The sequence below is a fragment of the Pedobacter sp. B4-66 genome, assembly GCF_018492665.1.
Classification (GTDB): Bacteria; Bacteroidota; Bacteroidia; order Sphingobacteriales; family Sphingobacteriaceae; genus Pedobacter.
Map to the genome: position 1 here is coordinate 1 of NZ_JAFVME010000004.1, position 24597 is coordinate 24597.

At 36.4% G+C, this 24597-nt stretch carries 21 protein-coding genes; 8 read left to right on the forward strand and 13 right to left on the reverse strand.

What is annotated here, in order from left to right:
- A partial coding sequence (locus J1905_RS08440) for an RNA polymerase sigma factor (RefSeq protein ID WP_250318047.1) occupies nt 1-540 on the forward strand: 540 nt, incomplete at its 5' end.
- 1 nt (nt 541) lies between these two features.
- Entirely contained in the window at nt 542-1414 is an 873-nt protein-coding gene (locus tag J1905_RS08445; protein WP_214226869.1) for an anti-sigma factor, read from the forward strand.
- A gap of 3 nt (nt 1415-1417) precedes the next feature.
- On the opposite strand, the gene J1905_RS08450 is transcribed toward J1905_RS08445, so the two are convergent.
- The 4 genes from J1905_RS08450 to J1905_RS08465 all read right to left on the reverse strand — a co-directional run bounded on the left by J1905_RS08450 (nt 1418) and on the right by J1905_RS08465 (nt 7224).
- Entirely contained in the window at nt 1418-2356 is a 939-nt protein-coding gene (locus J1905_RS08450; protein ID WP_214226870.1) for an NAD(P)H-hydrate dehydratase, read from the reverse strand.
- A 4-nt stretch (nt 2357-2360) separates the two neighbouring features.
- Nucleotides 2361-5204 (reverse strand): excinuclease ABC subunit UvrA, encoded by a 2844-nt coding sequence (gene uvrA, locus J1905_RS08455; protein WP_214226871.1) that lies wholly within the window; start codon nt 5202-5204, stop codon nt 2361-2363.
- 88 nt (nt 5205-5292) lie between these two features.
- Nucleotides 5293-6345, reverse strand: a complete 1053-nt coding sequence (locus J1905_RS08460; protein WP_214226872.1) for a ferredoxin--NADP reductase — start codon at nt 6343-6345, stop codon at nt 5293-5295.
- A 90-nt stretch (nt 6346-6435) separates the two neighbouring features.
- Entirely contained in the window at nt 6436-7224 is a 789-nt protein-coding gene (locus tag J1905_RS08465) for a lytic transglycosylase domain-containing protein (RefSeq protein WP_214226873.1), read from the reverse strand.
- Nucleotides 7225-7596: 372 nt separating this feature from the next.
- Between J1905_RS08465 and J1905_RS08470 the strand changes: the two genes are divergently transcribed.
- The gene (locus J1905_RS08470) at nt 7597-9096 is read left to right on the forward strand and encodes a pseudouridine synthase (RefSeq protein WP_214226874.1); all 1500 of its coding nucleotides are present in this window, start codon (nt 7597-7599) and stop codon (nt 9094-9096) included.
- 7 nt (nt 9097-9103) lie between these two features.
- A complete protein-coding gene (locus J1905_RS08475; RefSeq protein WP_214226875.1) occupies nt 9104-10216 on the forward strand; it encodes a lactonase family protein in 1113 nt (370 codons plus the stop codon).
- 75 nt (nt 10217-10291) lie between these two features.
- On the opposite strand, the gene bshA is transcribed toward J1905_RS08475, so the two are convergent.
- From bshA to tilS, 3 genes are all read right to left on the reverse strand, one after another.
- Nucleotides 10292-11437 (reverse strand): N-acetyl-alpha-D-glucosaminyl L-malate synthase BshA, encoded by a 1146-nt coding sequence (bshA, locus tag J1905_RS08480; protein ID WP_214226876.1) that lies wholly within the window; start codon nt 11435-11437, stop codon nt 10292-10294.
- 96 nt (nt 11438-11533) lie between these two features.
- The gene (locus J1905_RS08485; RefSeq protein WP_173090078.1) at nt 11534-12016 is read right to left on the reverse strand and encodes a hypothetical protein; all 483 of its coding nucleotides are present in this window, start codon (nt 12014-12016) and stop codon (nt 11534-11536) included.
- A gap of 85 nt (nt 12017-12101) precedes the next feature.
- On the reverse strand, nt 12102-13427 hold the full coding sequence (gene tilS, locus J1905_RS08490) for a tRNA lysidine(34) synthetase TilS (protein WP_214226877.1): 1326 nt from the start codon (nt 13425-13427) through the stop codon (nt 12102-12104).
- A 128-nt stretch (nt 13428-13555) separates the two neighbouring features.
- Here tilS and J1905_RS08495 point away from each other — a divergent pair, with 128 nt between their 5' ends.
- Nucleotides 13556-15844 (forward strand): OstA-like protein, encoded by a 2289-nt coding sequence (locus J1905_RS08495; protein ID WP_250318048.1) that lies wholly within the window; start codon nt 13556-13558, stop codon nt 15842-15844.
- Here J1905_RS08495 and rdgB read toward each other — a convergent pair.
- Together rdgB and J1905_RS08505 are read right to left on the reverse strand one after the other, a co-directional pair.
- On the reverse strand, nt 15816-16400 hold the full coding sequence (gene rdgB, locus J1905_RS08500) for an RdgB/HAM1 family non-canonical purine NTP pyrophosphatase (protein WP_214226879.1): 585 nt from the start codon (nt 16398-16400) through the stop codon (nt 15816-15818). The two genes, J1905_RS08495 and rdgB, sit on opposite strands and share 29 nt — an antisense overlap.
- Entirely contained in the window at nt 16397-16969 is a 573-nt protein-coding gene (locus tag J1905_RS08505; RefSeq protein WP_214226880.1) for a hypothetical protein, read from the reverse strand. The genes rdgB and J1905_RS08505 overlap by 4 nt, the downstream gene beginning before the upstream one ends.
- Before the next feature lie 111 nt (nt 16970-17080).
- Between J1905_RS08505 and J1905_RS08510 the strand changes: the two genes are divergently transcribed.
- The 3 genes from J1905_RS08510 (at nt 17081) to J1905_RS08520 (ending at nt 20068) form a co-directional block, all read left to right on the forward strand.
- Entirely contained in the window at nt 17081-17671 is a 591-nt protein-coding gene (locus J1905_RS08510; protein WP_214226881.1) for a hypothetical protein, read from the forward strand.
- 64 nt (nt 17672-17735) lie between these two features.
- A complete protein-coding gene (locus tag J1905_RS08515) occupies nt 17736-19100 on the forward strand; it encodes a peptidylprolyl isomerase (protein WP_214226882.1) in 1365 nt (454 codons plus the stop codon).
- Between the two features lie 5 nt (nt 19101-19105).
- On the forward strand, nt 19106-20068 hold the full coding sequence (locus tag J1905_RS08520; protein WP_214226883.1) for an AAA family ATPase: 963 nt from the start codon (nt 19106-19108) through the stop codon (nt 20066-20068).
- A gap of 4 nt (nt 20069-20072) precedes the next feature.
- Here J1905_RS08520 and J1905_RS08525 read toward each other — a convergent pair whose 3' ends face one another.
- The 4 genes from J1905_RS08525 to J1905_RS08540 form a co-directional block, all read right to left on the reverse strand.
- On the reverse strand, nt 20073-20954 hold the full coding sequence (locus J1905_RS08525; RefSeq protein WP_214226884.1) for a glycerophosphodiester phosphodiesterase family protein: 882 nt from the start codon (nt 20952-20954) through the stop codon (nt 20073-20075).
- A gap of 105 nt (nt 20955-21059) precedes the next feature.
- The gene (locus J1905_RS08530) at nt 21060-21917 is read right to left on the reverse strand and encodes a DUF4440 domain-containing protein (protein WP_214226885.1); all 858 of its coding nucleotides are present in this window, start codon (nt 21915-21917) and stop codon (nt 21060-21062) included.
- A 77-nt stretch (nt 21918-21994) separates the two neighbouring features.
- The gene (gene cysS / locus J1905_RS08535; RefSeq protein WP_214226886.1) at nt 21995-23455 is read right to left on the reverse strand and encodes a cysteine--tRNA ligase; all 1461 of its coding nucleotides are present in this window, start codon (nt 23453-23455) and stop codon (nt 21995-21997) included.
- 18 nt (nt 23456-23473) lie between these two features.
- On the reverse strand, nt 23474-24586 hold the full coding sequence (locus J1905_RS08540; protein ID WP_214226887.1) for an endonuclease/exonuclease/phosphatase family protein: 1113 nt from the start codon (nt 24584-24586) through the stop codon (nt 23474-23476).
- Between the last annotated feature and the right edge of the window lie 11 nt (nt 24587-24597).

Here is a 24597-nt window from a genome sequence, read left to right on the forward strand (position 1 = left end):
AAAAAAATATCGCTATCTGAAGAAGAGCTGGTTAGTAAACTGAAAAATCGGGATACTATCGCTATTCAGGCTTTGTATGATATGTACTCTGGTGCATTGCTAGGTGTTATCTCAAGAATTATTGAGCAAACTGAGGTAGCCGAAGATCTGTTACAAGAAACCTTTATAAAAATATGGAATTCGGCAGATAGCTACGACAGTACTAAAGGCCGACTATTTACATGGATGATGAACATTGCACGTAACCTATCTATCGATAAGATACGTTCAAAAGATTTTAAAAATTCAAGTAAAAACCAAGATATAGAAAATAACGTAGATTTCATTGACGCACAAAAAGAAGTTACCTTTAATGCGGATATTCTGGGTATTAAAGATATGGTTACTGCACTCAAACCAGAATTTAATGATGTACTAAATATGGTGTATTTTAAGGGATATACACATGTGGAAACGGCAGAAGAACTAAATTTACCATTAGGTACCGTAAAAACGCGTATCAGAATGGCTATTATGGAATTAAGAAAGCATTTCAATTAAAGTGGAAGAAGTAAAAGCATATATTGAATCAGGCATACTTGAACTTTACGTTCTGGGGCAATTGAATGCTCAGGAGCAGAAAGAAGTTGAAGCAATGGCATCAAAACATCCTGAAGTAAAACAGGAAATTGAAGCCATTGAAATTGCTATGGAACAATATGCGCTACAAAATGCCATTAAACCGTCTGCGGGTCTTGGTGATAAGATATTTGAAAAAATTGGGCTACCTGACAACCTTGAAAAAGCTGAGCCGATAGTTGCTAAAGCAGTTAATGAGGTTAAAGAAGCTGTAATTATTCCTTTAAATACTGCTCCATACGAATCTAAAATAAAAACCTTACGCATAGCCCTGATGGCATGTATTGCGCTTTTAGTGGTAAGTATTATTGCACTTTACAATACACACAATCAATTAGGTAGTGCAAAAGACCAGATTGCAGAATTAAACCTCAACAATGAGAAGTTTACAAGCACTGTTAATTTCATGAAACAAAGCAATGCTGATCTGCAAAAGATTATTGACATGGCTAATGATCCTGATTGGAAAACAGTAAAGCTTGCAGGCACCGCTATGGATCCAAAAGCTAAAATGACTGTCTACTGGCATGCAAAAGGCAAGCATGTTATGGTTGACAACTCCAAAATGGATTTACCGGTAAATGATCAGCAGCATCAGTACCAACTTTGGGCTATTGTAAATGGGAAACCTGTCGATTTAGGTGTGTTTGATGTTAAAGCAGACTCTACCCACATTTTGGTAAACATGAAAGAAACCGGCTCTGCTGCTGCGTTTGCAGTAACTCTGGAGAAAAGAGGAGGTAGTGTAAACCCTACCATGAATCAAATGGTTGTAATAGGTAACGTTTCTATCTAAAGCTTAGCTTAACAAAAAATCTTTTATAGTTCTTGGAATTTGTTCTGCAACCTGAGAAGCGGTTACGTTAAAGCTTTTTATTGCCAAATCATCACCTGCTTTGCCGTGGAAATAGCAGCCCAGTATTGCAGCATCTTTAGCCGCATAGCCTTGTGCAACATATGCAACAATTATTCCGGTAAGTACATCGCCCATTCCACCTTGCGCCATTGCAGGGTTACCTGTAGAATTTATGAATACCTCGCCACGCTGACTCACAATGAAGGTATACTGGTTTTTTAAAACAATAACTATTCCTAACTGAATTGCTTTCTTTCTTGCAGTTTGCAATCTATCCCACCAATTGGTATGCTTGCCAAATAAACCGTCAAACTCTTTTACGTGTGGGGTTAATATAGAGTGCTTTTCTATTACAGCCAACAGATCAGGGCGAGATGCCAATATGTTTAAAGCATCAGCATCAGCAATAAAATCTCTTTTTAAAGTGAATAACTGAGCTAATGTTTGCTCTGCTTTCGCTCCCTTACCTAACCCTGGACCAATAGCAATAGCACTGTACTTAGTTAATGCGTCGTTTTTAAGAAGTGCCTTTCTTTTTATGAACATCACTTCCGGGAGTGATGTATTTAATGCCGACAATCCACTTTCAGGCATCGAGATCGTAGTTAAACCTGCTCCAGTATACAAACACCCCTTAGATGCCAACAATGCTGCCCCCATGGTTTGCTGAGCACCTGCAATAATTAATGCATGTCCATAGCTTCCTTTATAAGAAAATGCTGCTCTTGGCTTAAATAGCTTTTTAATATCTTCTGGCTCTACTAAGCGAAAAGGAGATGTTTCTTCTTCTTTAGTAGTTTGTTTACCTAGTCCCCTCCCTACTATCTGCGTTTTACTATGCGGATCCGAATCAGGAAGGAAAGAGTTTAAAAAAATACCCATATGTTTAAAGTCTCATTTCTTTTTTCAAAAATTTACCGGTAAGGCTTATTGGGTTTTGAATTAAGCCCTCAGGAGTGCCCTCAAAAATAATTCTGCCCCCACCTATACCACCTTCTTCACCAAGATCAATAACCCAGTCGGCTACTTTTACCACATCCAGGTTATGCTCAATAACCAATACTGTATTTCCCTTCTCAACCAATTCGTTTAGTACTCCTAATAATACATTGATGTCTTCAAAGTGAAGTCCTGTAGTTGGTTCATCAAGAATGTAAAATGTTCTTCCTGTATCCTTTTTAGAGAGTTCAGTAGCTAACTTAACACGTTGTGCTTCCCCTCCAGATAAAGTCGTAGATGATTGACCTAAAGTAATATAACCTAAACCAACATCCTTTAAAGTCTTGATTTTACGATAAATTGCAGGCATGTTCTCAAAGAAATCACAGGCTTCCTCAATACTCATATCCAATACATCACTGATAGACTTACTTCTGTAACGTACTTCCAGTGTTTCACGGTTATATCTTTTTCCACCACACTCTTCACAAGGCACTTGTACATCAGGTAAAAAGTTCATTTCGATCACCTTCATTCCTCCACCCTGACAGGTTTCACAACGTCCTCCTTTTACATTAAAAGAAAAACGACCTGGTTTGTACCCCCTTATTTTAGCTTCGGGTAGTTGTACATATAAATTTCTAATGTCAGAAAATACGCCAGTATAAGTAGATGGATTTGACCTAGGTGTACGGCCAATAGGTGCCTGATCTATTTCAATTACTTTATCTATTTCTTTTAAGCCATTGATCTTTTCATAAGGCAATGGATGCTTTTTAGCTCTAAAGAAATGATGATTTAATATAGGGTAAAGGGTTTCTGTAATTAAACTTGACTTACCACTACCTGATACTCCGGTTACAGCAATAAACTTACCTAATGGGAAGTCAACTGAAACATCTTTTAAGTTATGTCCACTAGCCTTAATAATAGAAAGCTTGTGACCATTTCCCTTTCTGCGTTTTTCTGGCACTATTATGCCCTTTTTACCATTCAAATAGGCGGCAGTTAAAGTATCTGATTTTAAAATCTCCGCCGGAGTGCCTTGAGCAACAATTTGTCCCCCGTGAGCACCTGCTGCAGGGCCTACATCTATTACATGATCTGCTTCCAGAATCATATCCTTATCATGCTCAACAACAAGCACTGTATTTCCAAGATCCCTAAGATTCTTAAGGGCACCAATTAAACGTTCATTATCACGTTGGTGCAATCCAATACTTGGCTCGTCCAAAATGTACATTACATTCATCAGTTGCGACCCAATCTGAGTAGCTAACCTTATTCTCTGCGCTTCTCCACCAGAAAGCGTACGTGCTGTACGATCTAATGATAGGTAGTTTAAGCCTACATCCGTAAGGAACCCTAATCTTGCACGGATTTCTTTAAGGATTTCCTTTGCAATAGTATTCTGCCTATCGCTTAACCTGCTTTCAACATCTACATACCAATTTTTAAGGCTTACGATGTCCATTTCCGCAAGTTCAAATATATTCTTGCCGTCAATTTTAAAGTTCAGGCTTTCTTTCTTTAAACGTGCTCCATTACATACAGGACAGGTTTTTAGCTTACGGAAACTCTCCATATCATCAACTGCACCTTCGCCCTTACGCTCATGTTGTTCTTCCAATAGTTTAATGATCCCGTCAAAAGAAATCTGGTAGTTCTGAACGTTCCATTTATTATATTCAACAGCAACACTTAGTAATTCGTGAGTACCATTAAGAAGGATATTGATGTTTTCTTCACCCAGTTTTTCAAGTGGCGTTGAAAGAGAGAAGTTGTATTTTTTTGCAAGAGCCTTTAATACCTGAAAAACCCAAACTTCACGGTATTCTCCTAAGGGAGCTAATCCACCATTTAGAATGCTTAGTTTAGGATTTGGAATTACCGACTCCTTATCGATTACAAAAATATAGCCCAAGCCGTCGCAATTTTCGCATGCTCCATACGGAGAGTTAAAAGAAAAGCTATTAGGCTGAGGCTCATCGTAAGAGATACCTGTTGTTGGGCACATTAAAAAGCGGCTAAAGTGCGAAACATTATTAGCCTTATCACTTATTTTAATGATCCCCTTACCCAAACGCATAGCGGTTTGGAGCGAATCCTGAAGACGTTTCACGTCCTTCCTATCAACAACAAGTCGATCCACAACAATTTCAATATCATGAATTTTATACCTATCGACCTGCATTTTAGGAGTGATATCTTGTATATCACCATCAATACGAACTTTTAGATATCCTTGTTTACGAATCTGTTCAAAAAGCTCGCGATAGTGTCCTTTACGACCTTTAACAACGGGTGCCAATATGTTCACCGGTATGTCGTCATATTTATTAAAAATGTTATTCAGGATCTGGTCTTCGCTCATGCGCTCCATTTTCTCACCAGTATTATAAGAAAAAGCATCAGCCGCACGAGCATAAAGCAAACGCATAAAATCATAGATCTCAGTAATTGTACCCACAGTAGATCTTGGGTTTTTACTGGTTGTTTTTTGCTCTATTGCAATCACCGGACTTAAGCCCGAGACTTTGTCTACATCAGGTCTTTCCATCCCCCCCATAAACTGGCGCGAATAGGCACTAAAGGTTTCCATATATCTACGCTGTCCTTCGGCATAAATAGTATCAAAAGCCAATGATGATTTACCACTCCCACTTAAGCCGGTAATTACTACCAGCTTATTTCTTGGAAAGGAAACATCTATATTCTTAAGGTTATGCACCCTGGCACCATACACTTCTACATCTTTTTGCTCGCCCAGGTCAATGGTATTTTTGCTCATATATATTAAACCCAATATGGATATCTGATGATTAAGATAACAATTTCAAAGGCATAAAGGTAAGCCATTATAAGGAAAGATTATCTATTTACCAAACTATGGTTGTGTCATTTTCTGTAGGATGACCGGTACAAACCAATACTCGTCCGGCGGCGATTTCATCATCCATTAAAATCTCATTATAATCCATGCGCACATTACCTTTGATACAATTTGCAGTACAGGTACTGCAAATTCCGGACTTGCAGCTATAAGGAACGTCTATATTTTTTTCAAGAGCTGCATTAAGAATCGTTTTATTGTAAGGTACCGAAAGATGATATTCCTTGCCTTTTAGATTTAAAATAACTGAATAAGTATTGGTATCCTTTACTTCCTTTTCCGTAGTATCATCCTCATCCACCTCATCTTCAGGCATCACAAAAGTCTCCCTTTTAATCTGAGTTATATCAAATCCCAAATTAAGGAGCGTAATACGACAGGTAACCATATAATCTATAGGTCCACAAGTATAAAACAAAGCGTCTTTACTATCAAACTCCATGTATTCCTTTACTATTTTTTCAATAAGAAATACATTTAGTCGGGCCATAAGCAGGTTTTTCGATTGACTGGATACATATATTATCCTAAACCTATCCGTATACTTCTCCTGTAGTACATTAAGCTCTTCATAAAAAAGTGTCTCTTCTGGGGAACGACTACTATATACAAGGATGATCTTTGAATTACTTTCTCTTACAAGGACCGTTTTAATGATTGCAAAAAGCGGCGTAATCCCCACTCCCGCCCCAAAAAGAAAAACAGTTCTTTTAATGTGATCATTAGGAGAATAGGTAAACAAACCATTTGGATGCATAGCATACAAAATATCACCTACTGCAGTTCTGTGGTGCAGAAGTCTTGATATTTCACCATTTTCCACACGTTTTATTGCAATAGCCAGCGGCTCCTCAACATCGGGAGAACTGCATAGTGAATATGATCTCCTAAGTTCTTTCCCCTGAATATCAAACACTAATGTTAAAAACTGACCTGCCAAATATCCCGGTCTTGGCCCATCTAAAACATCGAAGGTAAGAACCAGCGTTTCTCCCGAACCATATTTCATGTCTTTTATGCGCAATTTCATCAATCCCATAGGGCAGTAAATTAGCAATTTTCAAATAAAACAAAAAGCCGTTCCAATAATTTGGAACGGCTCTCCCCATTTGCACGTATCTTTCTGTTTCTAGTTTATAGAACTCTGAGTATTATTCTCGTTCACCGCTAGCAACCCTCTTGAGGCTGTATAACCGTGACGAACAGGATCTTCCACTATCTCTTTCATGGAAATCAATTTATAAACATAACCACCAGTTTCGTGATTCAGTTTCATTTTGAAATAATTATCCTGATTTTGTTTATCTATCTGTCTCCTCATGTGACCATCACCTACATTATAGGCTGCTGCTACAAGCGTCCAGCTATCAAAAATACCATAAAGTTCTTTGATGTATTTAGCGGCAGCTATAGTTGATTTACGTAAATTCTTACGTTCATCTACTTTTGAATTGACTTTTAAGCCATATGTACGAGCAGTTGCCGGCATAAATTGCCAAAACCCTGCAGCACCTTTTGGTGATACACCCGATTTTAATCCTGATTCTACTAAAGGCATATACTTAAAATCATCCGGAATGCCATAAGCGGCAAGGATTGGTTCTATTACAGGAAACCATTCTGCTGCTTTTCTGTGCAGGCGATTAGTTTGCAAATTACTGAAGCTAAAGTTGGCCAAAACTTTCTTCATTTTACGCTCCACATTGACATCCCCTAGTGGTAATGTTTCATCTGCGAAACTTAATCTAGCCATCAGAGATAATGGCTTTTCAATTGATGTTACTGTTGTATCTTTTGCTGTTGTTTTTTCTTCTTTTGAAAGATTTTTTGCTGCTTGGGGCATGTTGTAAGCAAACACTTTTGCCATAACCAGTAATGAAATAATTACCGTACATGTTATTATGTGTTTCTTTATCATTTTCCTCCTTTTTTTGGTGAATAATATAAAACGCCTGCAAACATACAACATATTTATCTAATTATCAACCTTTTACGAAAAACACCTCCAAAATCGGCGTTTAAACGCTCTGAGGCAAGTTTTTTTTAATCGAACGTTAACAAGAGAATAAAAGTTCAAAAACACGTACTTTTTAGTATAAAACCCACCAATAAAACACTAAAAATTGAACTAAAAAAGCCATGCATTTTTTGAAAAATATTAGACTGAATTCCCGAGATTTATAAAACAAAAACTACAAAGTTATTACAGTTTCTGTACACTTAAAATTGTGAATTAGAGCAATTTTAGGTAAGTTTGCACCCGCATAAATTATGCAGTTAAAATCGTATCATGATAAAAAACAACAACAGGAACAGTCGGGATGACAAGTCCAAACCGGGAAACCGAAGCACAACTGGCAAAAGACCAAGTGGAACAGATAGTTCTTACAAAGGAAAAAGCAAGTTTGACGATAGAGAAGGAAAAGATAATAAATTTGGCGCTTCGAAGGACTTTAAGCCAAGAGCAGCGAGAGAAGGAGACAGCAATAGAGAGTACAAACCAAGAGAGGGCGATAGAAAGGATTTTAAACCTAGAGAAGGAGACAGAAAAGATTTCAAATCAAGGGGAAGCAGAGATGGAGATTCCAGAGGCTTTAAACCAAGGACTGAAAATGACTCAAAAGATTTCAAATCAAGAGGGCCAAGAAGTTCAGGTGGTGATTTCAAACCAAGAACAGGCAGAGATGGTGACTCTAAAGGCTTTGCCCCTAGAGGTGCAGCTGGTAAAGATTTTAAACCAAGAACACCAAGAGACGGAGACAGCAGAGATTACAAGCCAAGAGCTTATAAAGAAGGTAGCTCAAGAGAAACTCCTCCAGGGGAAAAAACTCGTAGTTACATAAAGAAAGACAATTTTAGTCCTACAGGTGATAAGCCTTTCAGGAAATTCGATGATAAAAAGGGTCAAACTTCAAGAAGCACTGACAGCAGACCTTTCAGAAAAAGAGATGGAGAGAGTCCTAAATCAGACTTCCAGGCTCGTCCAGATCGCGGAGAACGCAGTGCACGTCCTGAACGTTTCGATAAAGAGACTGTAATGCGTAGCAGGAAATCTCCTGTTATAAAAGATGATGGTTTAATTCGTTTGAATAGATACATTGCTAATTCAGGAATTTGTTCTCGTCGTAAAGCTGATGAACTGATTGCTGCAGGTGTAGTATCTGTTAATGGAGTAGTTGTTTCTGAATTAGGTCAGAAAGTTGATCCTTCAAAAGACGAAATCCGCTACAATGGCGAATTGCTTAAACGCGAGAAAAAGGTTTACGTTTTATTAAACAAACCTAAAGATTATATCACTACTACTGATGATCCTCAAGAACGCAGAACTGTTATGCAACTTGTTGAAAAAGCAAGTAGAGAACGTATCTATCCTGTTGGAAGATTAGACCGCAATACTACCGGTTTGTTATTAATGACCAACGATGGTGATCTTGCTGATAAACTATCTCACCCTAAAAATGGTATTACCAAAATTTACCATGTTGAGTTGAGCAGAAGTTTAAGTCAGGGAGATTTGAATAAAATTCAGTTTGGACTAGAATTAGAAGATGGTATAATTAAACCGGATTCAGTATCTTACGTGACTGGTGGTAGTAAGCGTGAAGTTGGTATTCAGATCCATAGCGGTAAAAACAGAATTGTTCGTAGAATATTTGAACACCTGGGTTATGATGTAGTGAAATTGGATCGCGTAGTTTATGGTAACTTAACTAAGAAAGATCTTCCACGTGGAAGATGGCGCTTCCTTGAAGAACATGAATTGATACAAATCAAACATTTGATTAAATAATTTAAACATGAGAAAATCCTTCCTTTTGCCCATTATTCTTTTAACAATGCAAAGTTGTGCACAGTCAAATGATTACAACTTAATAATTGGTACGTATACGAATACAGGTAAGAGCGAAGGGATTTATACTTATAATTTTAACACCAAAACAGGTGAATCTAAACAGCTAAGTATTGCAAAAGGTGTTGAGAATCCAAGTTACCTTACTGTAAGTCCAGATAATAAATTTGTTTATGCTGTAAATGAAACCGGTAAAACAAGTGCTGTAAGTGCATTTAGTTTTGACGCAGTAAAAGGTGATCTTAAGTTTCTGAATAAACAGAGTACAAATGGTGAAGATCCTTGCTATATCGTTACTGATGAAAGGAATGTAATCTCCGCCAATTATTCCGGCGGTAATGCATCCATTTTTGGTATTGAAAGTAATGGATCACTAGGCCAGTTGAAACAAATTGTACAGCACTCTGGGAAAAGCGTTAATAAAGACAGACAAAACAGTCCTCATGTGCATATGGTATTTTTTACACCAGATCACAAATACTTAATCATTAACGATCTTGGGACTGATAAAATTTATCTATATAATTACAATATCAACGGTACTAATGATGTTCTTACACCTCACGACAGTGTAGCAGTTACACCCGGTGCTGGGCCTCGACATATTACTTTTAGCAAAGATGGTAAATACGCATACCTGATTCATGAGATGGATGGAGGCATAACCGTTTTTAGTTACAGCAATGGCTCATTAGAAAAAATACAGGAAACAAAAATTAATGAAGAAGGATTTACAGGCGAAAATGGCGCAGCAGATATTCACATCTCTCCAGATGGGAAGTTCTTGTATGCGACCAACAGAGGCAGTGAAAACGACATCACAATTTTTGCCATTGAAAAAGGTGGCTTACTAAGTAAAAGAGGTCAATCCAGCACCTTAGGTAAGGGCCCTAGAAACTTTACAATCGACCCTACAGGAAAATATTTGTTGGTAGCACATCAATACACAAATGATGTGGTGATCTTTGAACGTGATGCAAAAACAGGCGAATTAAAAGATACAGGTAAAAGGATTGAAGTAGGCGCTCCTGTGTGTCTGGTTTTTGCACCTAAGAAATAAGACAAAAAACTCATTGTAAAAAGAGGGATGTATCATACGATACATCCCTCTTTTTATTTTTTAAGCTGTTTTATACTAAACTGCTCTTAACTTATGTTGTGCTTCAATAACCTGATTATAATAATTAATATAGTCTGGAAGAATTTTTTTCAGATCAAAGTCCTTAGCTCTTATAAAGGCATTTTCTTTAAACTGCTTTAATATCTCGTCATCTTCCAAAATATGAATGGCTTTTGATGCCATATCATCTATATCACCAACATTACTCATATATCCACAAAAGCCATCAACATTTAATTCAGGCAATCCACCTGCATTTGAAGTAATAGCCGGAACCTTACAAGCCATCGCTTCAAGGGCTGCCAAACCAAAGCTCTCAGACTCCGAAGGCATTAAGAATAAATCAGAAACTGAAAGAATCTCTTCAACAGCATCTTGCTTTCCTAAAAACCTTACGTGCTCACAAATGCCCAAGTTCCTGCAAAGTTGCTCATCATAAGCCCTCTCAGGCCCATCACCCACCATCAATAATTTAGAAGGGATTTTTGCCTGAATCTTTTGAAACATCCTGATCACATCTGCTGTACGCTTTACCTTTCTAAAGTTTGATGTATGAATTAATATACGTTCGTTATTAGGAGCAATAGCCTTTTTAAAATGATCCTTTGCCTTTAAGCTGAATCTTGTAAAATCAATAAAATTCGGGATAACCTTAATCTCATTGGTAATTTCAAAATGCTTTTCCGTATCATCCTTTAAACTTTGAGATACCGTGGTAACCCCATCTGATTTATTAATAGAAAAAGTAACAACAGGTTTATAGGTCGGGTCTTTGCCAACAAGGGTAATATCAGTACCGTGCAGGGTAGTTACAAATGGAATATTAATTCCATAGGTTTCTAGAATCTGCTTTGCCATAAATGCTGCAGATGCATGAGGAATTGCATAATGAACATGCAGAATATCAAGTTTCTCAAAACGTACTACATCTACCAATTTACTTGCTAATGCAGATTCATAAGGTGCATAATCAAACAAAGGGTAATCTCTAACTGATACTTCGTGATAAAATAAGTTCTCAGAGAAAAAGTCTAACCTAGCAGGCTGACTATATGTTATGAAGTGTACCTGATGACCTTCGTCGGCAAGCGCCTTGCCTAATTCAGTGGCAACTACACCACTACCTCCAAAAGTCGGGTAACAAACGATACCTATTTTCATGAATATTTTTTTACAATGCAAAGTACACTACTTAAACTGAGCTTTATGTTAAACAATTGCAATTATTTAACTTTTTAGTTAATCCTAAGTGTCAATTTAAGATTTCATCTCGGCTTGTATCACAAGATACATTTCATTTGGTCTTTGTGTGCCAATGTAATATTCAAATCCATCAGTATCTGTAAGCACTATGGCATCCTTTCCAGAGGAATAGAATCTTATACTTCCTTTGCGGTGAAGATTGTAAACAGGGTTGTTAAATAAGTAATTGCTATAAGTGTCCTTTCTTACTTTAACGATAGAGTTCAAATCTATTTCTACCTTTTTTGCAGACCACAAACCACTAATAATGATTTTCTTATTATCGATAATGGTTTTGTACTGTATTAAAAAAAGTAAAGCAATAGAAACCCCAATGATGCCAAAACCTACTACAAGAAATAAATCCTGTGTATTATCTCGGTCACGTTCATATACATAAGCGGCAAAACAAAATGCGGACATAACCAGTCTGATGCAAATCCTGATATAATCACGTCCGATGTACTGTTTTTCAAAAAAAGCGTAGCGGTTGCTCATTTGTGTAAATTTCAATAAAGTTACTTTTTTTTTGTTTGCGCAGTACCCCTATCTCAGTTAAGATTGTTTAAAAAATGTAATTTGATTATTTTAGATTGAATATAGCCACTCTTTTTGTCGTAGAGGTTACTTTATACCTATTATCCTGCCTCATCCCTCCTAACCAAATAACTTCTCCATTTCCATTTATCAGAACAGGAATATTATTTTTTTCAACAAGAGGAACTTTTTCATCTATAAAAAAATCACTTAACTTTTTATAGGTTTTCATCCCAAGAGGTATAAACTTATCCCCAGACTGCCATGCCCTTACCACCAATGGATATAAAAGCTTATCTGCATCTATAAATGCTTTATGCGTATTTTTTTCAAAATAAGGTTTATCATTAAAAGACATAAATATTTCATGATTCCTCAGAGTCACATTCTTATCATTAACGTGAATAAACGCAATTTCTTGATGTTCATCTTTAGCAGGACTTAAGATTAAGTCATCTCTATCTATAGTAATGCGATGCGTGTTACTATAGAAAGAAGTTCCACTCTGCTTACCCAAGGCTTGTAACAACTCAACTACTACCAGTTCAGAAAATCCGAAAGGTTTTAATAGCTCAAACATCAACAAGCGCTGAGGTTTTAATGCCTTAATCTTATCAATTGAGAGATGAACAATACCCTTTCTTTCGATTAGCACTTCTCTTTTTAATTCAGAAACTGCATTTTGAAGTACAAGTTCTGTCTCTGCAAATCTTTGTATATTTTGTGCAAATGTCAGTTCCAGATTAGGATTGATTTCTTTAAGATGAGGAATAACCTTTAAGCGCACCTTATTACGCGCATAATCTGTTGACAAATTTGAACTGTCTTCAACAAAATCAATGTTATTATTTGATATTATTTTATTGATTTGCTCTCGCGAAAGAAAGAGCAGAGGTCTGATAAGCTTATCCCTTTTAGGCAAAATACCATGCAACCCTGCAATTCCGGTTCCTCTTGTTAAATTTAACAAAACAGTTTCTATGGCATCGTCCTGGTGCTGTGCAAGCGCTACAAAACTATAATCATTAGCTTCCCGAATTTCTTCGAACCAGTTGTAACGCAAATCTCTTGCTGCCATTTGTGTTGAGATCCTTTGTTTTGAAGCGTATTCTTTAGTATTAAAATGAGTTACATAAAATGGGACTTCTAAAGCCCCGGCAAGCATCCGCACAAAGCTTTCGTCGCGCTGAGATTCGTCTGCCCTTAAACTAAAATTGCAATGCGCTATACCAAAATCAAAACCTGCGAGTTTAAAGAGATGAGCCATTAAAACAGAATCCTTCCCCCCGCTAACGGCAAGTAGAATTTTGTCGTTAGCAGTGAAGAGCGCATTATGGCTAATAAAATCTTTAAAATTTTGAATGGGTAACATCTTTCAAAAATATTTAATTAAAATGGTAAGCAAAAAACTAACTTTGTAAAGTGCAGAAAATACGCCTTTTCGTTATCTTTTTTATATTTCCTTTCTCTTTGCTAGCGCAACAGAGAACTAAAATTATTTTGAAGGACGCCCGACTAGGAAATACAGATGGGAAGAAAAACATTTCCTATTTGAAATTCCCTGTGTTTAGTCATGAGAATGCTACCCTAACTTGTGATAGTGCAGTTTTTTACCAGAATGACAATGTTTTTGAGGCTTTCAATAATGTACACATCAATCAGGGAGACACCATAAACATTTACTCTGACCATTTAACATACAACGGAAACACTAAGATAGCGCATTTAACCAGTAATGTGCGAATGATTGACAAAGAGTCTGTCCTCACTACTAATACGTTGGACTACAATATGGCAACCAAAGTTGGTACATATGTAGATGGGGGAAAAATAGTTAACAAAGATGTAACACTAACCAGTAAAAACGGTTATTATTTTTCAAATAGCCGAGACTCATATTTTCGTTATAATGTAGTGGTAGTTACCCCTCAAAGCACCATTAAATCAGATACGCTAAGATATAACACCCTCACCAATTGGGCTTATTTCTATGGACCTACGAATATAAAAGGCAAGGAAGACAATCTTTATACTGAAAATGGAGCCTACAATACTAAAACAGAATACGCTTATTTTGGGAAAAAGAACCTGTATACCAATGGCACAAAATCCTTAAAGGGAGATAGTTTATACTACGATGGAATAGCAGGCTATGGTAAAGCTGTAAGGAATATAATATTTAAGGATACTGCAGATAAGACTATATTATATGGTCAACTTGGCTATTATTATAAAAAAGATGAACGTGCTGTTGTAACCAAAAATGCATATGTGGGTATGGGAACTAAAGACTCCATTACCGTAAACAACAAATTACAACCTGATACTTTATGGCTGGGTTCTGATACTTTGGAAACTCAAATGGTACTTCAAAAAACATTAAAGCTAATTGAATCACCCGTTCTTAAAAAGAACAATGAGTTAGGCGATCCGGAAAAACCTAAGAAACAAGATGGATCAACAAAAGCATCTGGCATGACAGCAGAAGAAATCGGACTTTCGCCAAAAAAGAACGATAAAAAGTCAAGCAAAGAGCCACCTAAAGTTGACAAAAAAGCTAACAAAAATATAAAACCAGTAGACACCGCTACTATTAAAGCGGTTAAAGACACATTATCAACGAAAATTAGCATACCAAAAGATAGTCTTTCAAAAGACACTATCACTCAAAAAAAAACCGACATTCCTCCACTAATTAAAGATTCTTTAAAGACTGTTAAAGATCCGCTAAAAGTTATTAAAACTGATATAGCGGTCAAGAATCCTGATACTTTAGTTAAAAAGGCTGATAGTTTAGTTAAATCAGGAAATTTGGTTAAAAAAGTAGATGGCGCAGTTAAGGCAACAGACAGTTTATTAAAGAAGAATGTTAAAGACTCGACAATGTTTAATCCCCTGGACACTGTAAAAACACGTTCTATTAAGGCTTACCACAATGTTAGGGTTTACAAATCCAACATGCAGGCTATGGCCGATTCGCTATTTTACACCAGTGCAGATTCTACATTAAGATGGTATGGAAGCCCCATTTTATGGTCTCAAGGCTCTCAGCAAACAGGAGACACTATTTATCTACGATTAAAGAACAACAAACTTAATACGCTACAAGTTATCGAAAATGCGTTTCAAGTAAATGTAAACGCTGACTCTGCAAAATTTAATCAGATAAAGGGGAAACTTATCACGGCTTTCTTTAAAGATGGCGAATTAAGTACCATGTTTGTGGACGGAAATGCTGAAAGCGTCTACTACAACAGAGGCAAAGACAGCACCTATACGGACATGAATCAAACTGTGAGTAGCAGGATAAAGATCATGTTTAAAAACAAAGAGATAAGCCACATACTTACTGTTAAAGAGCCTGAAGGCGTCCGCGTGCCGGTCACGGAGATGAAAGAAGATGTCTTATTAACAGGATTCACCTGGAAACCCGAACTCCGACCACTTTCTAAAAAGGAGGTCATCAATGGTAAACCAAAAGTTAAGCCGCCGGCTTCGAAAAAGCCTGCTATTGAAACAAAGAAATCAGGCCCTCCGGTTAATAAAGTCAAAGGAAAGGGCGCTGTAACTCAGAAAGATTTAGTAAAAACTGCCGTAAAGGAAATTACAAAAGCAGCGTCCAAAGTTGATTCTACAACGTTGGATTCTGTAAAAGCGATTATACCTCAGATTAAGAACTTACCCACTAAAGTTGATTCTTTAAAGAAAGTTATTGCTCCTAAAAAGCCAGATTCTCTCAAAGCTGATACAAGTAAAAAAATTACGCCTGCTCCTTTAAAAAAGCAATAAGCTTTTTCATTGCAATAGCTCTGTGACTTATAGCATTCTTTTCGGTCATACTCATTTGGGCAAATGTCCTATCGTAACCATCAGGCATAAATATTGGATCATAGCCAAATCCATCATCGCCAATAGGAGCATGCGTAATGTTACCATAAACAACTCCTTCAAAAAGATATTTCCTGTTGTTTTTATTTAATGAAATAACCGTTTTAAAATGCGCCTTTCTATTGGTTATCCCCTCCATTTTTCTTAATACAAGATTAAGGTTTTCTAGATCATCTCTTACCCCAGAATACCTTGCCGAATAAATTCCAGGCTCATTGTTTAATGCATCAATCTCCAAACCACTATCATCAGCAAAACAATCCAACTTAAAATTTTCAGTTACATAACTGCTTTTAAGTTCAGCGTTTGCTGCAAAAGAATTTCCCGTTTCGGGAATATCAACATCACAACCAATATCTTTAAGATTTAAAACCTTATATTGATTTATAAGAAGCTTCCCAACTTCTTCTGCTTTGTGCTTATTATTAGTGGCAAATACCAATTCAGGTAAAATCATAATCCCAATTGTTTCAAACTCCCCCACAATACCTTTTTCCCATTCGTATCTTCGTCCAACTTTTGCAAAGCCGAAGAAAAGATAAGCTTTACACCTCCTTCAGTTATTACCATGTTTTCAGGATGTTTTTTTAACCCCAATTGTTCAGCAGACACACCAAAAGCGAAAACAATAACGCTCGAAAAACGAGCTTTCAGCTGCTCATAACTTGCTCCTTTGTATTTAGCATAATTTAGCAAAGCGAAATCACTGGCTGATAGATTAATGGATTTAACAATCTTTCTTAACAACTCTCTCCCCTTTTCGTCACTAACATCATTCTGCTCATCATTAACCAAAATTAGGATATTGCGATTATTGTTACCTAAAAATTTAAACTCCGGCTGCTCCTTTATTAACGAAACCGCTGGCTCAGATACTACTGATGGTTGCGCAAGTGAAGGCACCTCTTCTTTTAAGTAAGTTTGACTTTCTTCTTTTAATGTGCTATCTGGCTCATTAACAAGGTAAATATCATCTGTAAAAAATAAACGCAGACCTTCTCCGTTAGTTGTAAGTTGGCTAACCATTAATGATAATTTTATTGGAAATCTTTTTTCTGTTAAAATTAGTTAAATATCTCATTATAGTACCTTTATTTATTACTTTTATGCCTTAAAATTATATACCATAAGTCTTTTGTGAGAAAAGTTTACTGTGCCATCATAATCAGTCTTTTTATTACCAGTGCATTCGCTCAAAACGTTGCTTTAGTTAATGGAAAACCAATAAGCAATAAAGAGTTTATGTGGGTTTATAAGAAAAACCATTCTGGCAATGGAAATGCAGCCTATGAAGATTTGCGAACATATTTAGACTTATATATAAATTTTAAACTTAAAGTACTTGAAGCTAAAGAATTAGGCTTAGATAAAGATACAGCATACCTTTCTGAGGTAAAAAATTATGAGCATGCATTGCGCGCGCAAAAGAGAATATCAAAAACAAAACCTGAATATCTTTTCATAATGAATGAATATAAGGATGCTGTTTTAATGTTCAATATCTCGGAGATTAAAGTATGGAACCAAGCGCAAAGCGACGAAAATCAGCTCCGCATTTTTTATGATAAAAACAAAAGCGTTTATTTGCAGAGTTCTTTTGAGGAAGCTAGAGGCCAGATAGTCACAGATTATCAGCAGGAACTGGAAAATGAATGGATAAAAGAATTAAGAAAAAAGTATCCTGTAAAAATTAATCAGGATGAAATAAGAAAATTGGCTAAGCAATAGACTCTCGGCCAACAGTATAGTAGTGTTAGATTTGCAAAAAAGAATATAATTGAATAACCATATAATGAGGAAATTTTTAATAGTAGCAAGCGGATTGATTTGTTTGTTTTTCAACGTACAGGCTCAAAAGAAAAATATAGATAAAGTTGTTGCTGTCTTAGGTAATAACATCATTTTATTATCAGATTTAAATCAGCAATATGCACAATACTTAAATTCTGGAAACCCTGACGATGAAAAGGTAAAGTGCTATATACTTCAGCAGATGCTTGCTCAAAAGCTTCTTAAACAACAAGCTGAGATTGACTCAGTGGTAGTAGAAGAAGGACAGGTTGATGAAGAAGTTGAAAAACGTATGCGTTATCAGATTCAAAAAGCTGGGGGACAGGAAAGATTAGAACAATTCTTAAATCGTTCTGTGCTTCAGTATAAAGATGAGATCAGACCTGACATTAAAGAGCAGTTGATCTCTAATAAAATGCAACAAAAAATAACTCAGGATGTTAATGTAACTCCTATTGAGGTTAAACGTTATTTCGACTCTTACCAAAAAGATAGTCTTCCTGATATTCCTACTGAATTTGAAGTAGGAGAAATTGTTCTTCATCCAAAACTTACTAAAGCAGAAAAACAAAAATTCTATGATAAGATTGATGCTTTAAGATTAAGGGTGAAAAGTGGTGAAGATTTCGGATTCTTGGCTAAAACCTATTCAGAAGATGGCGGATCTGCTCCCGATGGTGGTGATTTAGGATTCTTCGATCGTACAAGAATGGTTAAAGAATTTACAGCTTGGGCTTTTAAATTAAAACCAGGTGAAATGTCTCCCGTATTTGAATCTGAGCATGGCTTTCACATTCTTCAGGTTATTGAACGTCGTGGAGAACAAGTTCAAGCACGCCATATCCTTATACGCCCTGAAACTACACCAGCTAGTTTAGAAAGAACTAAACTACAGGCAGACACTATCTACAAAAACATTATAGAGAAGAAACTTCCATTTTCTACAGCAGCTTCTTTATACTCTGACAACAAAGAGTCGCAGTATAATGGAGGAATGCTATTATATGCAGACAACGTTACTGCCAGAACTACATTTATTCCTGCTGACAAACTTGATCCAAAAGTATTTATTGTTGTTGATACAATGAAAGTAGGTGAAGTATCTCAGCCTGTTGCTTTCTCAGATCCTGATGGCAAACAAGGGTATAAAATTTTATACTTAAAATCTAAAATCCCACCTCACAAAGGAAACCTTGAGCAAGATTATGCCAAATTCAAAGAAAAAGCACAGCAGAGTAAAATCGACCGTATGCTGAGTGAGTGGTTTGAAAAAAGAAGAGAAAATACTTACATCAGAATTGACGAAGATTATGACAATTGTGATGAATTAAAAATATGGGTTAAAGGGTCAACTGCCAAAAAATAACGCTCATGCAGTTTGAAAATGATATAAAAGCAGTGGATGCATTGCATCAGGCATACAATAACATCAAGGCCGAAATAGGAAAAGTTGTTATAGGGCAAGAAGAAGTAGTGAAATCGGTTCTGATTTCCATCTTTAGTAACGGACACTGTCTATTAGTTGGTGTACCAGGCCTAGCTAAAACACTGCTCGTTCAAACTGTTGCAGATGTAATGGATCTTAATTTTAACAGGATTCAATTTACGCCCGATTTAATGCCAAGCGATATTATAGGCGCTGAAATATTGGGCGAAGACAGGAACTTTAAGTTCATTAATGGCCCAATATTCTCTAATATTGTTCTTGCAGATGAGATCAATAGAACGCCTCCTAAAACTCAGGCTGCATTACTCGAAGCAATGCAGGAAAAAGCTGTTACAGCGGCTGGACAAAGGCACGTACTACCTAATCCATTCTTTGTACTAGCTACTCAGAACCCTATTGAGCAAGAAGGAACATATCCTTTGCCTGAAGCTCAATTGGATAGATTTATGTTCAATGTGCTATTGAGCTACCCAACGTTTGCTGATGAGCTTACAATTGTAAAAAGTACCACCAGCAATAACGATATTAAGCTTAAAAAAATAATAGACGCTAAGCAGATTCAGTATTTCCAAAAATTAGTACGTAATATACCAGTAGCAGACAATGTAATTGAATATGCAGTAAAACTGGCGAGTAAAACACGCCCACATACAGCATTAGCAACTGAAGATATTAATAAATATATAAGTTGGGGCGCTGGACCAAGAGCTTCACAATTCCTTGTTATCGGAGCTAAATGCCACGCGGCAATATCCGGCAAGTACTCACCGGATATTGAGGATGTTCAAGCTGTTGCCGAAGCAATTTTACGTCATCGTATTGTGCGTAACTACAGAGCTGAGGCTGAAGGGTTATCAATTGAACAGATTATTAAAAATCTGTTCTAGTTTATTATTCTTCTAACGCCTTTTTATAAATATTAGGATAATCCGTCACTATTCCATCTACCGCTAACCCAATTAAGTATTTCATATCCTTAACTGAGTTTACAGTCCATGGTATAATCTTTACTCCTGCTTTATGGCAGCGTTCTACTAGCCCCTTACCAACCAGTACAGAGTAAGGACTGTAAACAGTCGGCATAAAACCAAGATCGGCCACATTCGTCTCAAAATCTATCTTTTCATCAATCAGTAAGGCAGTTTTTACTTTTGGATAATTTTCGTGTAAATATTGTAGTGTTCTGATATCAAAAGATTGTATAGTAACCCTCTTGGTAATCTTTTTTCTAATTACAACTTCCATAATTAAATCAACAAACTCTGCCGGTTCCGGATGGAATTCATTATCTCCTTTAGGTATTGTTTTGGTTTCAATGCTAAAATTAGGCTTTGCTAGCTTATTCTTTTTCACATAACTCTCTACAGAATCTATTGTTTCTTCCAAGAGAGGCTTATAGGCACTTATCTTCGCTTGATATGGAAATCTGCTATGCACTTTACTTCCAACATCAAACTTCTTAATATCTGCATAGTCCATCTTATACATATTATAACTCTTCTGATCTTTAAGAGTTATAGGCTTCCCGTCTGGTCTGGTACTGATTTCAAAATTAAAATATGGTTCCTGAGACAACACAACCTTTTTATCCTTAGAAATTACCACATTCATGTTTAGTGTATTCACACCTAAATCAAGCGCACTTAACATCCCTCGGACCGTATTTTCAGGCATTATTCCACGGGCGCCCCGATTCCCTTGCAAATCGAATTTCTGCGCCATTGTTTGAAGTGCAGTTAACAGTATTGCTATTGCCAGTGTCGTTTTCTTCATTTAATTCATTATGTATAAAAAAGGGTTTCTTAAATCAATTCTTTAAGAAACCCTTTCGTGATAAAATATGATTTATAAAATAACGCTTTCCAGCGCAACATGTTGTTAACGTTCTGCTGGTGTAAATACCAATGCTATAAGATTCCAATTAAAATCTGCCTGGCGTTCATAAACAAACAAGTAATTGAAACTCTCTCTTAAATCAGCCTTATAATCTACCGCCGCAACGCCATAAGTATATGCCAAATCACCACCGTCTGCTTTATCCACATTCGCAGTTTTTAAAGACACCTTGCTGATCATGCTATGAAGAAAAGCAATTGCTTTATCTTTACCAATAATAGGTTCATAACCTGGAAATAACACTCTTGCATCCGAATTCAAAAATCCTGCAAAAGCTGAAACACCATAAGATTTAAGAGTGGCATTTAAAGTCTTCTCTGTAGTAGCAATAATGTTGGCACCGGTTGCCCTTCCTTTATCATTTAAAAACTTAGGCTTATAGGAATCTTTTGGTTCAATAAATTCTTCAGTGACCTTATTTAATGGTTTGTTATGTGTTGTACCTAAATCTAAAACAAGCTCCCATTTACCATTTACAGCTTTCCACACAGAAAAATACTGTCCGTAAGTAGTTTCCTTACCTCCTAATGTATAAGGGCCTGTAGTAAATCCCCAATCTCCACTTCTTGATACTTTTGCATATACTGGTGTCCAGGTTAAATCTTTAGTATCATCTCCAGTTGCATAAAATGTTTTGGCATTTACAGGATTTGGTCTGAAAACTAAGCCATTTTCAGCCGAAAAGCTGGTAAATGCAGATTTAGCTCCATTTTTAGCCAAAGTAGTGGCAAATTCTTTTTCTGCTTTAACAAGTGATTTAGTGCTACCATCTGATTTTTGAGCGTAAGCACCAATCGTCATGGATGCAACAGCAATTGTATAAAGAAATTTATTCATCATAGTTTTAAATAGTTTCGGTGCTAATATAAGGTTTGAGTATTTTTTTCTTTTAAAAAGTAATTAACAATTGCACAAAACTAGATTTTATTCCAGGTTGTACCATCTTTACTGTCCTTCAATTGGATACCCATACTTTGTAAGCCCAGTCGTATCTTATCTGAAGTAGCATAATCCTTATTTTCTTTAGCCCCTTTCCTGATATCTATTACAAGGTCAAGAACAGAATTTAATTCAGTGTTTGAGGTCTCTTCATCCTTTAGACCAAAAATATTAAATACAAAATCATTCATAAGCTTTTTCAACCTTTCAAGCTCAATTTCAGAGATATTACCCTTTCCATCATGAATGGTATTAATAATACGTACTGCTTCAAACAGCTCTGCAATAACAACAGGACTGTTAAAGTCATCATTCATTGCTTTTACGCAATTGTTAGCTATAGGTCCAATCTCAAAGTCACTATTTGCTGAAGGTGTTAATTTCTCTAATAAATTCACCGCATTCATTAATCTTCTAAAGCCTTTTTCTGACGCATCAAGTGCCTCATTTGAAAAGTCCAAAGTACTTCTATAATGTGCCTGCAACATAAAGAACTTAACCGTCATAGGACTAAAGCCTCTTTCAAGCAATGGGTGATTTCCTGTAAATAGCTCTTCAGGTAAAAAACCATTTCCTGCAGTTTTTGACATGCGTGTCCCGTTTACAGTAAGCATATTAGTATGCATCCAATACTTCGCAGGTTGCTTGTGACTGCACGCTTCAGATTGTGCAATTTCATTTGTATGATGTGTTGCAGCAAGATCCATACCTCCACCATGAATATCAAATTCATCTCCGAGGTATTTAGCACTCATTGCAGAACATTCAATATGCCATCCCGGGAAACCAACACCCCAAGGAGATGCCCAACGCATTAGCGTTTCAGGTTTCGCCTTAATCCATAACGCAAAATCCAATCTTCCATGCTTTTCATCCTGTCCGCCTAGCTCCCTCGTGTTAGCCAGCATATCTTCCAGGTTTCGGTTGGTTAATATGGTATAATTATATTCCTTACTATATTTTTCTACATCAAAATAGACAGTGCCATTTGCTTCATAAGCATAGCCGTTTTTTATGATCTCTTTGATCATTTCTATCTGCTCAATAATATGACCCGTTGCAGTAGGCTCAATGCTTGGCGGCAACGTATTAAACATTCTTAACACATCATGAAAACCAAGAGTATACTTCTGTACAATCTCCATTGGCTCCAATTGCTCAAGCTTAGCTCTTTTGGCAAATTTATCATCACCCTCATCCCTATCTCCTTCCAAATGACCAGCATCGGTAATATTGCGTACATAGCGCACCTTATAACCACTGTACTTCAAATACCTGAAGATTAAATCAAAGGAAATAAAAGTACGACAGTTCCCTAAATGAACATCACTATAAACAGTGGGGCCACAAACATACATTCCTACATTCGGAGCATTAAGTGGTTCAAAAAGTTCTTTCTTACGTGTTAGGGTATTATATAAATGTAAGCCTGTATTCATTCTGCAAATGTAAAAATATTAAGGGTTTAATCTCAAGTCACTACGAACAGGGAAATGATCTGATAACTTCGCATCAATTATATGGTAATTAATCACTTTTATATCCTTAGTTGTCGCAATATAATCGATTTGAAAATTAGGAAATTTACCATTATAGGTACGTCCCAAGCCCGTTCCTTGTTCTTTAAATGTGTTGTTTAACGACTTTGTAAGCTGCGTTACTGCATAAGACGCTGGCGTATCATTAAAATCACCGGCAATCAGAAAAGGCGTAGTACACGTTTTCATATGGTCCTTCATGATATCAACCTGCCCACTTCTTTTAACGAAAGCATTCTTAAGCAGTGTTAAAATTCTTTTGGATGGTACAAGATCTGCATCCATCTTTTGTGTAACCTTATCTATATAGCTATAATCCTGTTTATCAAATGAAATAGATTGTAAGTGTACATTGTATACCCTTAGCTTTTGCTTTTTGATTATGATATCAATATAAATACTGGCATTACCTCCAAAATTTTCTCCAAATGCGATTATACCTCTATTTTTTATTGGATACTTTGAAAATATAGCCAATCCCGTTGCTTCATAATCATTGGCAGAAGAGGGAACAAAATAGTAATATGGAGTTTTCAGTATTAACTTAAGACTATCTGTAATATCATAAGGGCCTTTACGACGGGTAAAATACTCCTGAAAACAAATAATGTCTGGATTTTCCTTTTTTATCAGATCCAGCATCTGTTCTTTAACCAATTCAATGTTCTCAAAACCGTAGGGTTTAAAACTATGAACATTGTAAGTCATCATTCTAACATGCTCTGGGTCCTTATTTATTTGATCTCCGGATTTGCCGAATATACCTACCGTTGCTGTTAAAGCACCCCAACCAACAAGAATTAGTAAAACAGTTGCTATAGCAAATATCCATCTTTTCCTAATACACCACCAGCCAATCATTAAGATATTAAAAAGGAGAATAAAGGGATAAGCTAAACCAAAGAAGGGAATATACTTATATTCCCGCGGATCAAATCTTCCGGCTACAAAACCAAGCACCAAAGTAATTGCCAAAACAACAGCTGCAAGGCGAACTACTTTATCAATAAATGTTGGTTTGTTTTTCTTCATTAGTCTGTATC

What these genes read in the sequence shown, in the direction of transcription:
- J1905_RS08505 (WP_214226880.1), bottom strand. Translation starts at nt 16,969, where the DNA reads ATGGTTAGCCAACTTACAACTAACGGAGAAGGTCTGCGTTTATTTTTT.
- J1905_RS08470 (WP_214226874.1), top strand. Translation starts at nt 7,597, where the DNA reads ATGATAAAAAACAACAACAGGAACAGTCGGGATGACAAGTCCAAACCG.
- J1905_RS08530 (WP_214226885.1), bottom strand. Translation starts at nt 21,917, where the DNA reads ATGATGAATAAATTTCTTTATACAATTGCTGTTGCATCCATGACGATT.
- uvrA (WP_214226871.1), bottom strand. Translation starts at nt 5,204, where the DNA reads ATGAGCAAAAATACCATTGACCTGGGCGAGCAAAAAGATGTAGAAGTG.
- J1905_RS08460 (WP_214226872.1), bottom strand. Translation starts at nt 6,345, where the DNA reads ATGGGATTGATGAAATTGCGCATAAAAGACATGAAATATGGTTCGGGA.
- J1905_RS08450 (WP_214226870.1), bottom strand. Translation starts at nt 2,356, where the DNA reads ATGGGTATTTTTTTAAACTCTTTCCTTCCTGATTCGGATCCGCATAGT.
- J1905_RS08475 (WP_214226875.1), top strand. Translation starts at nt 9,104, where the DNA reads ATGAGAAAATCCTTCCTTTTGCCCATTATTCTTTTAACAATGCAAAGT.
- rdgB (WP_214226879.1), bottom strand. Translation starts at nt 16,400, where the DNA reads ATGATTTTACCTGAATTGGTATTTGCCACTAATAATAAGCACAAAGCA.
- tilS (WP_214226877.1), bottom strand. Translation starts at nt 13,427, where the DNA reads ATGTTACCCATTCAAAATTTTAAAGATTTTATTAGCCATAATGCGCTC.
- bshA (WP_214226876.1), bottom strand. Translation starts at nt 11,437, where the DNA reads ATGAAAATAGGTATCGTTTGTTACCCGACTTTTGGAGGTAGTGGTGTA.
- J1905_RS08515 (WP_214226882.1), top strand. Translation starts at nt 17,736, where the DNA reads ATGAGGAAATTTTTAATAGTAGCAAGCGGATTGATTTGTTTGTTTTTC.
- J1905_RS08525 (WP_214226884.1), bottom strand. Translation starts at nt 20,954, where the DNA reads ATGAAGAAAACGACACTGGCAATAGCAATACTGTTAACTGCACTTCAA.
- J1905_RS08485 (WP_173090078.1), bottom strand. Translation starts at nt 12,016, where the DNA reads ATGAGCAACCGCTACGCTTTTTTTGAAAAACAGTACATCGGACGTGAT.
- J1905_RS08540 (WP_214226887.1), bottom strand. Translation starts at nt 24,586, where the DNA reads ATGAAGAAAAACAAACCAACATTTATTGATAAAGTAGTTCGCCTTGCA.
- J1905_RS08465 (WP_214226873.1), bottom strand. Translation starts at nt 7,224, where the DNA reads ATGATAAAGAAACACATAATAACATGTACGGTAATTATTTCATTACTG.
- cysS (WP_214226886.1), bottom strand. Translation starts at nt 23,455, where the DNA reads ATGAATACAGGCTTACATTTATATAATACCCTAACACGTAAGAAAGAA.
- J1905_RS08520 (WP_214226883.1), top strand. Translation starts at nt 19,106, where the DNA reads ATGCAGTTTGAAAATGATATAAAAGCAGTGGATGCATTGCATCAGGCA.